The organism is Acidovorax sp. SUPP950 (assembly GCF_030158935.1).
GTDB lineage: Bacteria > Pseudomonadota > Gammaproteobacteria > Burkholderiales > Burkholderiaceae_C > Paracidovorax.
The window spans coordinates 815,283-829,211 of record NZ_BQXE01000002.1 but is presented as its reverse complement, the minus strand read 5'-3'; the positions used below and the strand labels follow the sequence as shown (position 1 = coordinate 829,211).

The 13,929-nt window shown below is 64.3% G+C and carries 13 protein-coding genes; all 13 read right to left on the bottom strand.

Annotated features, from left to right (window positions below; translation table 11 throughout):
* Nucleotides 1–41 precede the first annotated feature (41 nt).
* The 13 genes from AVME950_RS12930 to AVME950_RS12870 are packed head-to-tail and all read right to left on the bottom strand — an operon-like array spanning nt 42 to nt 13,923.
* Nucleotides 42–527, bottom strand: coding sequence for a DUF1178 family protein (locus AVME950_RS12930; RefSeq protein WP_284430107.1), 486 nt, complete (start codon nt 525–527; stop codon nt 42–44).
* A 54-nt stretch (nt 528–581) separates the two neighbouring features.
* Nucleotides 582–890, bottom strand: a complete 309-nt coding sequence (locus AVME950_RS12925) for a DUF2818 family protein (protein WP_284430106.1) — start codon at nt 888–890, stop codon at nt 582–584.
* 40 nt (nt 891–930) lie between these two features.
* Nucleotides 931–2,424, bottom strand: a complete 1,494-nt coding sequence (gene nuoN / locus AVME950_RS12920; protein WP_272551660.1) for an NADH-quinone oxidoreductase subunit NuoN — start codon at nt 2,422–2,424, stop codon at nt 931–933.
* A gap of 24 nt (nt 2,425–2,448) precedes the next feature.
* A complete protein-coding gene (locus AVME950_RS12915) occupies nt 2,449–3,924 on the bottom strand; it encodes an NADH-quinone oxidoreductase subunit M (protein WP_284430105.1) in 1,476 nt (491 codons plus the stop codon).
* A gap of 13 nt (nt 3,925–3,937) precedes the next feature.
* Nucleotides 3,938–5,971 carry an NADH-quinone oxidoreductase subunit L gene (nuoL, locus tag AVME950_RS12910; protein ID WP_284430104.1) on the bottom strand — a complete coding sequence of 678 codons (2,034 nt, stop codon included), beginning with the start codon at nt 5,969–5,971 and terminating at the stop codon, nt 3,938–3,940.
* A 29-nt stretch (nt 5,972–6,000) separates the two neighbouring features.
* Nucleotides 6,001–6,309 carry an NADH-quinone oxidoreductase subunit NuoK gene (nuoK, locus tag AVME950_RS12905; protein WP_005793248.1) on the bottom strand — a complete coding sequence of 103 codons (309 nt, stop codon included), beginning with the start codon at nt 6,307–6,309 and terminating at the stop codon, nt 6,001–6,003.
* Nucleotides 6,306–6,974, bottom strand: a complete 669-nt coding sequence (locus tag AVME950_RS12900; RefSeq protein WP_272551655.1) for an NADH-quinone oxidoreductase subunit J — start codon at nt 6,972–6,974, stop codon at nt 6,306–6,308. Before AVME950_RS12900 ends, nuoK begins: the two co-directional genes overlap by 4 nt.
* A gap of 34 nt (nt 6,975–7,008) precedes the next feature.
* Nucleotides 7,009–7,521, bottom strand: coding sequence for an NADH-quinone oxidoreductase subunit NuoI (nuoI, locus tag AVME950_RS12895; protein WP_284430103.1), 513 nt, complete (start codon nt 7,519–7,521; stop codon nt 7,009–7,011).
* Nucleotides 7,522–7,533: 12 nt separating this feature from the next.
* Nucleotides 7,534–8,610, bottom strand: a complete 1,077-nt coding sequence (nuoH, locus tag AVME950_RS12890; protein WP_272567990.1) for an NADH-quinone oxidoreductase subunit NuoH — start codon at nt 8,608–8,610, stop codon at nt 7,534–7,536.
* Nucleotides 8,607–10,745 (bottom strand): NADH-quinone oxidoreductase subunit NuoG, encoded by a 2,139-nt coding sequence (nuoG, locus tag AVME950_RS12885; RefSeq protein ID WP_284430102.1) that lies wholly within the window; start codon nt 10,743–10,745, stop codon nt 8,607–8,609. The genes nuoH and nuoG overlap by 4 nt, the downstream gene beginning before the upstream one ends.
* A gap of 15 nt (nt 10,746–10,760) precedes the next feature.
* Entirely contained in the window at nt 10,761–12,119 is a 1,359-nt protein-coding gene (gene nuoF / locus AVME950_RS12880) for an NADH-quinone oxidoreductase subunit NuoF (RefSeq protein WP_284430101.1), read from the bottom strand.
* Nucleotides 12,116–12,673 carry an NADH-quinone oxidoreductase subunit NuoE gene (gene nuoE / locus AVME950_RS12875; protein WP_284405989.1) on the bottom strand — a complete coding sequence of 186 codons (558 nt, stop codon included), beginning with the start codon at nt 12,671–12,673 and terminating at the stop codon, nt 12,116–12,118. Before nuoE ends, nuoF begins: the two co-directional genes overlap by 4 nt.
* The gene (locus AVME950_RS12870) at nt 12,670–13,923 is read right to left on the bottom strand and encodes an NADH-quinone oxidoreductase subunit D (RefSeq protein ID WP_272567984.1); all 1,254 of its coding nucleotides are present in this window, start codon (nt 13,921–13,923) and stop codon (nt 12,670–12,672) included. The genes nuoE and AVME950_RS12870 overlap by 4 nt, the downstream gene beginning before the upstream one ends.
* Nucleotides 13,924–13,929 lie beyond the last annotated feature (6 nt).

Sequence of the window (13,929 nt, the reverse complement as noted above, 5' to 3'; positions counted from 1 at the left end):
GCCTGCCATCCGGTCGGCGATGCCGACGCACCGGCAGGCGGCTACTGCAAGGTTTCCTTGGCCGCGTCCGGAAGCACCAGGGGCATCACGGCGATCCCCTCTTCCAGCAGTTCGGCCGCTTCCTGGGCACTGGCCTGGCCGCGGATACCGCGCTCTTCGGTTTCGCCGTGGTGCATGCGGCGCGCTTCCTGCGCGAAGCGGGGCCCCACGTCCTCCGTGTGGGCCACGATGTGCCGGGCCACCCGCAACCACGCGGCCTGCAAGGCGGAATCGCCCGGGGGCATGGAAGGGGATGGGTGGGCCACCGCAGTGCTGCCAGCACCGTCCTCGCGGGCGCGCGGGGCAGCCGGGTTGGGCGTTGCGCCCAGATTCAGACGCGGGGCGCTCAGGCCCTTGCGGATCTCGCTGCTGCCGCACAGGGGGCATTGAACGAGATCGCGCGCCAGCTGGCTCTGGAAATCGGCCTCGGACCCGAACCAGCCCTCGAAGGCATGGCCCTGTGCGCAATGGAGATCGAGCACTTTCATGGCAATGGGAATGGAGCAGGCAACGGAGGCAGCCAGCCGGCGATGCGCAGCACCTCAGCCCTTGTTGCGCCGCAGCAGGTAGCGGTAGATGAACCCGGGAAACGCCAGCGTGATGAACAGCGTGGCGGTGATCGCGTAGAACTCCCACTGCTGGGGCGCGATCTGCCCCACGCGGCGCTCCAGCAGCAGCGCGACGCCACCGACCAGAAAGTACAGCAGGGCCATTTCGCCCAGGCGCATCGCCATGGGCTTGGTGAGCGCCGCCTTCGGGCCCACCAGCAGCCAGCGCTGGCTGAAGAACGGCAGGTTGGCCCCGATGGCCGCCAGCACGATCACCAGCCAGATGGATGCGGTGGCGGACACGGGAGGGGCAACGGCCTGGGAAAAGGAAACCCGGGCGCGCTCAGGTCGCCAGCGCGCGCACGACGGCGTCGGCGCACAGCGCCATCAGGCCACCGGGCAGCAGGCCCAGCACCAGCACCAGCGCGCCGTTGAGCGTGAGCACCATGCGCACGTCCAGCGGGGCCGACACGTTCGCGGCGGTGAGCGGCGCATCGAAGTACATCACCTTCACGACGCGCAGGTAGTAGAAGGCGCCGATCAGCGACATCACCACCGCGAAGACGGCCAGGGCGATGTACAGCGTCTGGCCCGAAGCCACCAGGGCCTGCAGCACCGACAGCTTGGCGTAGAAGCCCACCAGCGGCGGCAGACCGGCCAGCGAGAACAGGCACACCGCCATCACGCCGGCATACAGTGGGCTGCGCTGGTTCAGGCCCGCCAGGTCGGAGATCTCTTCGCTCTCGAAGCCTTCGCGGGCCAGCAGCAGGATCACGCCGAAGCTCGCCAGCGTGGTCAGCACGTAGCTCACCACGTAGAACATGGAAGAGCTGTAGGCGTTCTCGACCGCGTTGGCATCCACGTTGCCGTTGACCACGCCCGACAGCAGGCCCAGCAGCACGAAGCCCATCTGCGAGATCGTGGAGTACGCCAGCATGCGCTTGAGGTTGGTCTGGGCGATGGCCGCCAGATTGCCCACCAGCAGCGAGCCGATGGCCAGCACCGCGAGCATCTGCTGCCAGTCGATGGCCAGCGGCAGCAGCCCGTCCACCAGCAGGCGGATGGTGATGGCGAAGGCCGCCAGCTTGGGCGCGCCGCCGATGATCAGCGTCACGGCCGTGGGAGCGCCCTGGTACACATCGGGAATCCACATGTGGAACGGCACCACGCCCAGCTTGAAGGCAAGGCCTGCCACCACGAACACCAGACCGAACACCAGCACCTGGTGGCGAATCTGGCCGGAGTTGACCGCCTTGAACACCTGGCCGATGTCGAGCGAACCGGTCGCGCCGTAGATCATCGACAGGCCGTACAGCAGGAAGCCGCTGGCCATCGCGCCCAGCACGAAATACTTCATCGCGGCCTCGGTCGAGGTCGCATGGTCGCGGCGCAGGGCCACCAGCGCATAGCTGGACAGCGTGAGCAATTCCAGGCCCAGGTAGATCACCAGGAAGTTGTTGCCCGAGATCATGATGAACATGCCCAGCAGCGCGAACATCGACAGCGTGAAGAACTCGCCGCCGCGCAGCATGTCGCGGTCGCCGGCATAGGGGCGGCCATAAACGAGCGTGACCATCATGGCCACAGTGGCGAAGCACTTGAGCCAGTTGCCCATGGCATCGCTCACCACCATGTTGCCGAAGCCGTAGAACGTGTTGCCGGTGTTGGCGTACAGGGCCTGCAGCACGGCCACCACGGTCAGGGTGAGCATGGTGAGCACATAGGTGCCCGTGCGCCGTGGGCTGGTCACGCCCAGGTCCACGAGCGCGATCACGCAGGCCATGACCAGGAGCACGATCTCCGGATACACCGCCAGCCAGCTGATGTTGTCAATCATCTCGAGTCTCTCGTTTCAGTCTGGTCAGTTGAGCTTGGACAGCGCCACGTGCTTGAGCAGCTGCGCCACCGAAGCATCCATCACGTCGGTGAAGGGACGGGGGTACAGCCCCATGTACAGCACGGCAATCGCGAGCACGGCCATCACCAGGAACTCGCGGGCGCCGATGTCCTTGAGGTCTCTCACGTGGTCGTTGGCGACGGGGCCGAGGTAGACGCGCTTGTACATCCACAGCGTGTAGGCGGCGCCGAAGATCAGCGCCGTGGCCGCGGCCAGACCGATCCAGAAGTTGGCCTTGACGGCGCCCAGGATCACCATCCACTCGCCCACGAAACCGGCCGTGCCCGGCAGGCCGCAGTTGGCCATGGCGAACAGCAGTGCGAAGGCCGCGAACTTGGGCATGGTGTTGACCACACCGCCGTAGGCCGCGATCTCACGGGAATGCACGCGGTCGTACAGCACGCCGATCGACAGGAACATGGCGCCCGACACGAAGCCGTGGGCGATCATCTGCACCAGCCCGCCCGACACGCCCAGGTCGTTGAAGATGAAGAAGCCCAGGGTCACGAAGCCCATGTGGGCCACGGACGAATACGCCACCAGCTTCTTCATGTCCTTTTGCACCATCGCCACGAGGCCCACGTAGATCACGGCCACCAGCGACAGCGCGATCATCAGCCAGGCCCATTCGCGCGCGGCGTCGGGGGCGATGGGCATGGAAAAGCGCAGGAAACCATAGGCACCCAGCTTCAGCATGATGGCGGCCAGCACGGCGGAGCCGCCGGTGGGGGCTTCCACGTGCACGTCGGGCAGCCAGGTGTGCACCGGCCACATCGGCACCTTCACAGCGAACGCGGCGAAGAAGGCGAAGAACAGCAGGGTCTGCGAACGGGCCGACAGCGGCAGCTGGTGCCACGTGGCGATGTCGAAGCTGCCACCGGACTGGTTGTACAGGTAGATCAGCGCGATCAGCATCAGCAGCGAGCCGAGCAGCGTGTACAGGAAGAACTTGAACGCCGCGTAGATCTTGTTGGGGCCGCCCCAGATGCCGATGATCAGGTACATCGGGATCAGCGTGGCCTCGAAGAACACGTAGAACAGCAGGCCGTCGAGCGCGCTGAACACGCCGATCATCAGGCCCGAGAGGATCAGGAACGCGCCCATGTACTGGTTCACGCGCTCGGTGATCGACTCCCACGACGCGATCACCACGATCACCGTGATGAACGCCGTGAGCGGCACGAACCAGAACGAGATGCCGTCCACACCCAGGTGATAGTGGACGTTGAAGCGCTCGATCCACTGCACCTTCTCGACGAACTGCGCTGCGGCGGACGTGGCCTCGAAGCCGCCGTACAGCGGCAGCGTGACGGCCAGACCCACCAGCGACCCGATCAGGGCCAGCCAGCGCACGGCGCGTGCGTGCTCATCGCGGCCAAAGGCCAGCAGCAGGGCGCCAAACGCGATCGGCACCCAGATGGCAAGACTCAACAAACCCATTTTTGTTTTCCCTCTACTTGTTGAGCCACACGAAGTACGTCATGAGCGCGAAGATGCCCAGGATCATGACCAGCGCGTAGTGGTAGATGTAGCCGGTCTGGAACCAGCGCACCACCCCCGCCACGCGGCCCACCAGCTTCCACGAGCCGTTGACCAGCGCGCCGTCGATCACGGCCTGATCGCCGCCCTTCCACAGGCCGGTGCCCAGCGCGCGGGCACCCCGCGCGATGATGTTTTCGTTGATCCAGTCGAGGTAGTACTTGTTCTCGAACAGCACGTAGATCGGATGGAAGATGCGCTTGATCGCGGCCGGCAGGGCCGGGTTGACCATGTACATGTAGTAGGACGCCGCCACGCCCGCCAGGGCCAGCCAGAACGGTGCAGTCTGCAGGCCGTGCAGCGCCATGCCCACGGGGCCGTGGAAGATCTCCGCCAGTTCCGCCATCGCGGGGTGCTTGGCGGCATCGACGAAGATCACGTCCTTGAAGAAGTCGCCGAACAGCATGGGCTGAATGAACAGGAAGCCGATGACCACCGAAGGAATGGCCAGCAGGATCAGCGGCACGGTGACGACCCAGGGCGACTCGTGCGGCTTGGCATCGTGGCCATGGCCGTGGTGGTCGTCATGGGCATGGTGGTCGTCGTGGTGCGCATCCGGGTTCTGGTCGTAGCGTTCCTTGCCGTGGAAGACCAGGAAGTACATGCGGAATGAATAGAACGCGGTGACGAACACGCCCGCCAGAACGGCGAAGTGGGCGAAGCCCGCGGCCGGCAGCGTGCTGGCATGCACGGCTTCGATGATGCTGTCCTTGGAATAGAAGCCCGAGAACAGCGGCGTGCCGATCAGTGCCAGCGAACCCAGCAGCGACGTGATCCAGGTGATGGGCATGTACTTGCGCACGGCGCCCATCCAGCGGATGTCCTGGTTGTGGTGCATGCCCATGATGACCGAGCCCGCGCCGAGGAACAGCAGCGCCTTGAAGAACGCGTGCGTCATCAGGTGGAACACCGCCACCGAGTAGGCGGAGGCACCGAGCGCCACCGTCATGTAGCCCAGCTGCGACAGCGTTGAATAAGCCACCACGCGCTTGATGTCGTTCTGGATGATGCCCAGAAAGCCCATGAACAGCGCCGTGATCGCACCGATCACGAGGATGAAGTTGAGCGCGGTGTCCGACAGTTCGAACAGCGGCGACATCCGCGACACCATGAAGATGCCGGCCGTCACCATGGTGGCGGCGTGGATCAGCGCGGAGATGGGCGTCGGGCCTTCCATCGAGTCCGGCAGCCACACGTGCAGCGGAAACTGAGCGCTCTTGCCCATCGCACCGATGAACAGGCAGATGCAGATGACCGTGATCAGCATCCAGCTGGTGCCCGGGAACGACAGTGTTCCGAGCTCACCCGCCTTGCCGAAGATCTCGCTGTAGTTCAGCGTGTTGGTGTACGCCGCGATCAAGCCGATGCCCAGGATGAAGCCGAAATCGCCCACGCGGTTCACCAGGAACGCCTTCATGTTGGCGAAGATGGCGGTCGGCTTGTTGAACCAGAAGCCGATCAGCAGGTACGACACCAGGCCCACCGCTTCCCAGCCGAAGAACAGCTGCAGCAGGTTGTTGCTCATGACGAGCATCAGCATCGAGAAGGTGAACAGCGAGATGTAGGCGAAGAAACGGTTGTAGCCGTCGTCTTCTTCCATGTAGCCGATCGTGTAGATGTGCACCATCAGCGACACGAAGGTCACCACGCACATCATCATGGCCGTGAGGCTGTCCACGAGGAAGCCGACCTCCATCTTGAGGCCGCCGACCACCATCCAGGTGTAGAGCGTTTCGTTGAAGCGCGCGCCGTCCATGGCCACGCTCTTGAGCGTCATGGCGGACAGGACGAAGGCCGCCAGCACGCCGAGAATGGTCAGCGTGTGGCTCAGCCGCCGGCCGATCCGGTTGCCGCCGAAGGCGGTGCCGAAGATACCCGCCAGGGCGGATCCCACCAGCGGTGCCATGGGCACCGCCAGCAGTGTCGAAGCAGAAAGGGTTTGGCTCATTCTTGAGGACCTTGGCTAGTACCGGCGACTCAACCCTTGAGGGTGTTGAGGTCTTCCGCGTTGATGCTGGATTTGTTGCGGAACAGCAGCACCAGGATCGCGAGGCCGATGGCCGACTCTGCCGCGGCGACCGTCAGGATGAAGAACACGAACACCTGGCCGTGCATGTCGCCCAGGTAGTGCGAGAACGCGACGAAGTTCATGTTCACGGCCAACAGCATCAACTCGATCGCCATCAGCAGCACGATCAGGTTCTTGCGGTTCAGGAAGATGCCGATGACGGCGAGCGCGAACAGCATCGCGCCCAGCGACAGGAAATGGCCCAGGGTCAATGTCATGCCTTCTTCTCCTCGGCAGCGGGCATTGCCGCTGCTTCCTCTGCAGGCTTTTGCGTCGCGGCGACCTTCACCAGCGCCACGCGGTCGCTGGCGCGCACACGGATCTGCTGCGATGGGTTGATCGCCTTGCTGTCCTTGCGCTGGCGCAGGGTGAGCGCGATGGCCGCGATCATCGCCACCAGCAGGATGACCGCTGCGATCTCGACGGGGTACAGGTACTCGGTGTAGAGCAGCTTGCCCAGCGCCTTGGTGTTCGAGTAAGGCAGCACATGGCCCGCCGCATCGACCACGGCCGCCACCGCCTTGGGCTCGTCCATGCCACGGAAGCCGCCCATCAGCACGGCCGCCATTTCCAGGGCGATCAGCGCGCCGATGAAGGCCGCCAGCGGAAAGTGCCGCCAGAAGCCCTGCCGGATGGAATCGATGTGGATGTCCAGCATCATCACCACGAAGAGGAAGAGCACCATCACCGCGCCGAGGTACACCAGCACCAGGGCGATCGCGAGGAACTCCGCCTTCAGCAGCAGCCAGATGGCGGCCGCCTGCGAAAACGCGAGGATGAGATACAGCACCGCATGCACGGGGTTGCGCGCGGTGATGACCCGGAAGGCTGCAAAGAGCAGCACGACCGAGAACAGATAGAAGAAACCAGTCTTGGCGTCCATGAATCGGGTCTTTGTAGGGGTTCAGGAGCCGCGCTCAGCGGTACTTGGCGTCGGCCGCCTTGGCTGCAGCGATCTCGGCCTCGTAGCGGTCCCCCACGGCCAGGAGCATGTCCTTGGTGAAGTACAGGTCGCCGCGCTTTTCGCCGTGGTATTCCAGGATCTGCGTCTCGACGATGGAGTCCACCGGGCAGCTCTCTTCGCAAAAGCCGCAGAAGATGCACTTGGTCAGATCGATGTCATAGCGCGTGGTGCGGCGCGAACCGTCCGCACGCACATCGGACTCGATGGTGATCGCCAGTGCCGGGCACACGGCTTCGCACAGCTTGCAGGCGATGCAGCGCTCTTCGCCGTTGTCGTAGCGGCGCAGCGCGTGCAGGCCGCGGAACCGGGGCGACAGGGGCGTCTTCTCTTCAGGGAACTGAACGGTCACCTTGCGCCGAAACGCGTAGCGACCCGTCAGGGCCATGCCCTTGACCAGCTCCACCAGCATGAAGCTCTTGACAAAATCCTTGATCGAAAAGGATGCAGTAGCAGCAACAGCAGTCATCGGTGTCCCCGCTCAATTCCAGATGTTCCATGGCGAGTGCAGCCACGCGCCAACGATAAGCAGCCACACCAGCGTGACCGGAATGAAGATCTTCCAGCCCAGCCGCATGATCTGGTCATAGCGAAAGCGCGGGAAGGTCGCGCGGATCCAGATGAACATGGACACCACGAGGAAGGTCTTGAGGCCCAGCCAGATCCATCCGGGGATGAAGTCCAGCGCCGCCACCGGCGACAGCCAGCCGCCCAGGAACATGAGCACGGCCAGGATGGACACGAGCCACATGCTGGCGTATTCGGCCAGGAAGAAGATGGCGAAGCCCATGCCCGAGTACTCGACCATGTGGCCGGCCACGATCTCGGCCTCGCCTTCGACCACGTCGAAGGGGTGGCGGTTGGTTTCGGCCACGCCCGAGATGAGGTAGACGATGAAGATCGGCAGCAGCGGCAGCCAGTTCCATGACAGGAAGCCAAAGCCCTTCGCGGCTGCCATGCCGGCGCCCTGCCCCATCACGACTTCGGTCAGGTTCATGCTGCCCGACACCATGATGACGACGAGGAAACAGAAGCCCATAGCGATTTCATAGCTCACCATCTGCGCGGAAGCGCGCAGCGCCCCCAGGAAGGCGTACTTGGAGTTGGAAGCCCAGCCAGCGATGATCACGCCGTACACCTCGATGGAGGTGATGGCCATCACCAGCAGCAGGCCGGCATTCACGTTGGCCAAGGCCACATCCGGACCGAACGGAATCGCCACCCAGGCCGCCAGCGCAGGCATGATGGCCATGACGGGGCCGAGCACGAACAGGCCCTTGCTGGCCGCCGTTGGCTGGATGATTTCCTTGGTCAGCAGCTTGAGGCCGTCGGCCAGCGGCTGCAGCAGCCCGAATGGGCCAACCCGGTTGGGACCATGGCGCACCTGCATGAAGCCGAGCAGCTTGCGCTCCCATAGCGTGAGGTAGGCCACGGCGCCCATCAGGGGGGCCACGATGGCCACGATCTTGATCAGGTTCCAGATCACCGGCCACACCGCCGCCGTCCACCAGGACTGGGCGAACAGGTGCAGGCCGCCGTTGTACAGCGCGTCGATCATGCGGCAACTCCTTCAGCGGCGCGGCGTGCATCGGCCGTCAACTGCAGCGACGGCGCACGGCGAACCAGCCCGTCGAGCTGGTAGATGCTGGCCACGACCGGCGCGGCACCCGCACCGGCGGGCACGGCGATGGCAGCGCGCGTGCTGTTGCTCAGGCGGTCGGCAGGCAGTTGGGCCAGCGGAGCGGCCACCGTCGCACCCGTGGCTTTCGCCAGCACGTCCTGAGAGGTCTCGAAGTCGAGGCCCTGCACACCCAGCAGGTTGCCCAGCACCCGCAGCACCTTCCACGCGGGACGGGCATCGCCCAGCGGCTTGACCACGGCGTGGAAGCTTTGCAGGCGGCCTTCGGCATTGACGAAGGTGCCCGAGGTTTCGGTGAACGGCGCGATGGGCAGCAGCACATCGCTGAATTCCATGTTGGCCTTGAAAGGGCTCAGCGTCACGACCATCTCGGCACCCGACAGCGCAGCCTCTGCCTGTGCACCTGCGGCGGAGTCATGGACAGGTTCGGTGTTCAGCAGCAGCGCCGCCTTGAGGCCGCCCGCCAGCATCTGGCCGGCGTTCAGGCCACCCTTCTGCGGCTGTGCGCCGACGAACTGCGCACCCACCGTGTTGGCGGCTTCGGTGAGGTAGCCCACCACCGCCCCCGTCTGGGCACCGATCCACTGGGCCAGCGCCAGCAGGCTCGAGGCCTGGGCGTGGTGCGCAGCGGCGTTGCCCAGCAGGATGGCCCGGCCCTCGCCCGAAGCCAATGCACGGGCCATGCCGGCAGAGGCGTCGGTCACACGGCCGCTGGCCACGGGGGCAGCCACACCGCGGTCCTGCGCCACGGCGGCGGCCACGTCGGCCAGGACCGCAGCCCAGTCCTGGGCCGGCGCCACGATGGACTGCGCCACAGGCATGGCCCAGTCATAGGCAGCGGCGTTGAGGGCGCTGACGGTACAGCCCTTGCGCGCAGCCTGGCGGATGCGCTGGGCGAACAGCGGATGGTCCTTGCGCAGGTTCGAGCCCACGACCAGCACCGACTGCAGCGAGGACAGCGAAGCGATGCTCGTGCCCAGCCAATGGATGCCATCGGCCTGGGTGAACTCGGCGTGGCGCAGGCGGTGGTCGATGTTGTCGCTGCCGATACCGCGCACGAGCGCGCCGGCGAGGAACAACTCTTCCAGCGTGCTGTGCGGGCTCACCAGCGCGCCGATGCTCTGGGCGCCGTGGTCGGTGCGAATGCCCTGCAGGCCATTGGCCACGTATTCCAGCGCGGTTTGCCAGTCGACTTCCTTCCACTGGCCGCCCTGCTTGAGCATCGGGCGCGTCAGGCGCTCGTCTCCGTTGAGGGCTTCGTAGGAAAAACGATCACGGTCGGCGATCCAGCACTCGTTGACGTCTTCGTTCTCGAAGGGAACGACGCGCATCACCTTGTGGTTCTTCACCTGGACGATGAGATTGGCACCGGTGGAATCGTGCGGGCTCACCGACTTGCGGCGCGACAGCTCCCAGGTCCGGGCGCTGTAGCGGAAAGGCTTGCTGGTCAGCGCGCCCACAGGGCAGATGTCGATCATGTTGCCCGACAGCTCGGAATCGACCGTATCGCCCAGCACCGTGGTGATCTCGGAGTGCTCGCCGCGATGGATCATGCCCAGCTCCATCACGCCGGCCACTTCCTGGCCGAAGCGCACGCAGCGGGTGCAATGGATGCAGCGGGTCATCTCCTCCATGGAGATCAGGGGACCCACGTCCTTGTGGAACACCACGCGCTTTTCCTCTTCATAGCGCGAAGAAGAGCCGCCGTAGCCCACCGCAAGATCCTGCAGCTGGCACTCGCCGCCCTGATCGCAGATCGGGCAGTCCAGCGGGTGATTGATCAGCAGGAACTCCATGACCGACTGCTGGGCCTTGATGGCCTTGTCGCTCTTGGTGCGCACGATCATGCCTTGCGTCACCGGCGTGGCACAGGCCGGCATTGGCTTGGGCGCCTTCTCCACGTCCACCAGGCACATGCGGCAATTGGCGGCGATGGAAAGCTTCTTGTGATAGCAGAAATGGGGAATGTAAGTGCCCGCCTTCTCGGCCGCATGCATCACCATGCAGCCCTCGGCGACTTCTACCTTCTGCCCGTCCAGTTCGATTTCAACCATATGCTTTTCTCGCGATCAGGCAGAGGCAGACGCCTGAGGGGTCTTGTTGCGGATCAGCGCTTCGAATTCCGGGCGGAAGTGCTTGATCATGGCGCGCACCGGCATGGCGGCGGCATCGCCCAGGGCGCAGATGGTGCGGCCCTGGATGTTGTCGGCCACCGAATTGAGCAAATCCAGATCGCCGTCGCGGCCTTCACCGTGCTGGATGCGATCGATCACGCGCCACATCCAGCCGGTGCCTTCGCGGCACGGCGTGCACTGTCCGCACGATTCATGTGAATAGAAATACGACAGGCGCAACAGGCTCTCCACCATGCTGCGCGAATCGTCCATCACGATCACGGCGCCCGAGCCCAGCATGGAGCCGGCCTTGGCGATGGAGTCGTAGTCCATCGTGCATTCCATGATGACGGACGCCGGCAGCACCGGAGCGGACGATCCACCGGGAATCACGGCCTTGAGTTGGCGGCCCTTGCGCACGCCACCCGCCAGTTCCAGCAGCTTGGCGAACGGAGTGCCCATGGGCACTTCGTAGTTGCCGGGCTTTTCGACGTCGCCGGAGACCGAGAAGATCTTGGTGCCACCGTTGTTGGGTTTGCCGCAGGCCAGGTAGGCCGCGCCACCATTGCGGATGATCCAGGGCACCGCGGCAAACGTCTCGGTGTTGTTGATCGTGGTGGGCTTGCCGTAGAGGCCGAAGCTCGCAGGGAATGGCGGCTTGAAGCGCGGCTGACCCTTCTTGCCTTCGAGTGACTCCAGCAGTGCGGTTTCCTCGCCGCAGATGTAGGCGCCGAAACCATGGGCGGCATGCAGCTGGAAGCTGAAGGTGCTTCCCAGGATCTTGTCGCCCAGGTAGCCCGCAGCGCGCGCCTCTTCGAGCGCTTCTTCGAAGCGGTCGTAGGTCTGGAAGATTTCGCCGTGGATGTAGTTGTAGCCCACGGAAATGCCCATCGCGTAAGCGGCGATGATCATGCCTTCGATGACGATGTGCGGGTTGAACTGCAGGATGTCGCGATCCTTGCAGGTGCCCGGCTCGCCTTCGTCGGAATTGCAGACAAGGTACTTCTGGCCAGGGAACGAGCGGGGCATGAAGCTCCACTTGAGGCCGGTGGGAAAGCCCGCACCGCCACGGCCACGCAGGCCCGATTCCTTGACGGTCGCAATGACCTGGTCCTGGGTGAGGCCCACGCCTTCGCCCTGCTCCAGGATCTTGCGCAAGGCGGCATAGCCACCCCGCGCTTCGTAGTCCTTGAGGCTCCAGTTGGTGCCATCCAGACCTGCATAGATCTGCGGATCGATGTGGCGGTCGTGGAAGCAGGTTTGAACGCCCGTCGCCTGGAATTGCGACAGGATCTTCTGCGCAGCGGTCGTCATGCTTGCCCTTCCGCCCGGGCCGGGGATGCCACGCCTTCGGCTTGGCGCAGGCCATCCACGAGCTGATCGAGCTTGTCGTTGTCCATGAAACTGCACATGGTGCGGTCGTTGACCAGCATCACGGGCGCATCGGCGCAGGCGCCTAGGCATTCGCACTGCTGCAGCGTGAACAGGCCATCGGCCGTGGTCTCGCCCATCGCCACGCCCAGTTTCTTTTCCAGGTGGTGCAGCGCCTTCTGGCCATCGCGCAGCTGGCACGGCAGGTTGGTACAGACGTTGAGCTTGTACTTGCCCGTCGGCTGCTGGTTGTACATGTTGTAGAACGTGGTGACTTCGTGCACGGCGATCTGGGGCATGCCCAGGTAGCTGGCGATCACGGCCTCGTTCTCGGTGCTGACCCAGCCCAGCTCCTGCTGGACGATGGCCAGGCAGGCCATGACGGCCGACTGCTTCTGTTCCGCAGGGTACTTCGCCACTTCGCGCGCAAAGCGCGCCAGCGTCGCGTCGGTGATCTGGGACGCGGCGGGCACCACCGTCTTCGTTTCGGTATTCATCGGTCAATCTCCCCGAACACGATATCCATCGTGCCAATGATGGCCACGGCATCGGCAATCATGTGGCCACGGGCCATTTCGTCCAAGGTGGCCAGGTGGGCAAAGCCGGGCGCGCGGATCTTCAGGCGGTAGGGCTTGTTGGCGCCATCGCTCACCAGGTAGATGCCGAACTCGCCCTTGGGGTGCTCCACGGCTGCATACGCTTCGCCTTCGGGCACGCGGAAACCTTCGGTGAAGAGCTTGAAATGGTGGATCAACTCCTCCATGTTCGACTTCATGGATTCGCGCGAAGGGGGTGCCACCTTGTGGTTGTCCGTGATCACCGGGCCGGGGTTGGCACGCAGCCAGTCCACGCACTGCTTGATGATGCGGTTGGATTGGCGCATCTCCTGCACGCGCACCAGATAGCGGTCGTAGCAGTCGCCCGTCTTGCCCACCGGCACGTCGAAGTCCATGCGGTCATAGACGTCGTAGGGCTGCGTCTTGCGCAGATCCCATGCGATGCCAGAGCCGCGGATCATTGGGCCGGTCATGCCCAGATTGAGGGCGCGCTCCGGCGTCACGACACCAATGCCGACCGTGCGCTGCTTCCAGATGCGGTTGTCGGTGAGCAGTGTTTCGTATTCGTCCACGCACTTCGGAAACCGTTGCGTGAAGTCGTCGATGAAGTCCAGCAGGGAGCCGCTGCGGTTCTGGTTCAGCGCCTCGATGGCCTTGGCATTGCGGATCTTGTTGACCTTGTACTGCGGCATCGAATCCGGCAGGTCGCGGTACACACCACCCGGACGGAAATACGCCGCGTGCATGCGCGCGCCGGAGACCGCCTCGTACATGTCGAACAGGTCTTCGCGCTCGCGGAAGGTATAGATCAGGATCGTGGAGCTGCCGCAGTCGTTGCCGTGCGAACCCAGCCACATCAGGTGGTTCAGCAGGCGCGTGATCTCGGAGAACATCACGCGGATGTACTGCGCACGCACGGGCACATCCAGGCCCAGCAGCTTCTCGATGGCCAGGCAGTAGGCGTGCTCATTGCACATCATCGAGACATAGTCCAGGCGGTCCATGTAGGGCAGCGACTGGATGAAGGTCTTGTGCTCGGCCAGCTTTTCGGTGGCGCGATGCAGCAGGCCGATGTGCGGGTCGGCACGCTGCACGACTTCGCCGTCCAGCTCAAGCACGAGGCGCAGCACACCGTGTGCGGCCGGATGCTGCGGCCCGAAGTTCAGGGAATAGTTCTTGATTTCAGCCATGGTGGA

Coding starts and splice junctions, on each gene's coding strand:
- nuoI (WP_284430103.1), bottom strand. CDS start 7,521: ATGACTGCTGTTGCTGCTACTGCATCCTTTTCGATCAAGGATTTTGTC.
- nuoK (WP_005793248.1), bottom strand. CDS start 6,309: ATGACATTGACCCTGGGCCATTTCCTGTCGCTGGGCGCGATGCTGTTC.
- nuoL (WP_284430104.1), bottom strand. CDS start 5,971: ATGAGCCAAACCCTTTCTGCTTCGACACTGCTGGCGGTGCCCATGGCA.
- AVME950_RS12900 (WP_272551655.1), bottom strand. CDS start 6,974: ATGGACGCCAAGACTGGTTTCTTCTATCTGTTCTCGGTCGTGCTGCTC.
- nuoN (WP_272551660.1), bottom strand. CDS start 2,424: ATGATTGACAACATCAGCTGGCTGGCGGTGTATCCGGAGATCGTGCTC.
- nuoG (WP_284430102.1), bottom strand. CDS start 10,745: ATGGTTGAAATCGAACTGGACGGGCAGAAGGTAGAAGTCGCCGAGGGC.
- nuoE (WP_284405989.1), bottom strand. CDS start 12,673: ATGAATACCGAAACGAAGACGGTGGTGCCCGCCGCGTCCCAGATCACC.
- AVME950_RS12930 (WP_284430107.1), bottom strand. CDS start 527: ATGAAAGTGCTCGATCTCCATTGCGCACAGGGCCATGCCTTCGAGGGC.
- nuoF (WP_284430101.1), bottom strand. CDS start 12,119: ATGACGACCGCTGCGCAGAAGATCCTGTCGCAATTCCAGGCGACGGGC.
- AVME950_RS12915 (WP_284430105.1), bottom strand. CDS start 3,924: ATGGGTTTGTTGAGTCTTGCCATCTGGGTGCCGATCGCGTTTGGCGCC.
- AVME950_RS12870 (WP_272567984.1), bottom strand. CDS start 13,923: ATGGCTGAAATCAAGAACTATTCCCTGAACTTCGGGCCGCAGCATCCG.
- nuoH (WP_272567990.1), bottom strand. CDS start 8,610: ATGATCGACGCGCTGTACAACGGCGGCCTGCACCTGTTCGCCCAGTCC.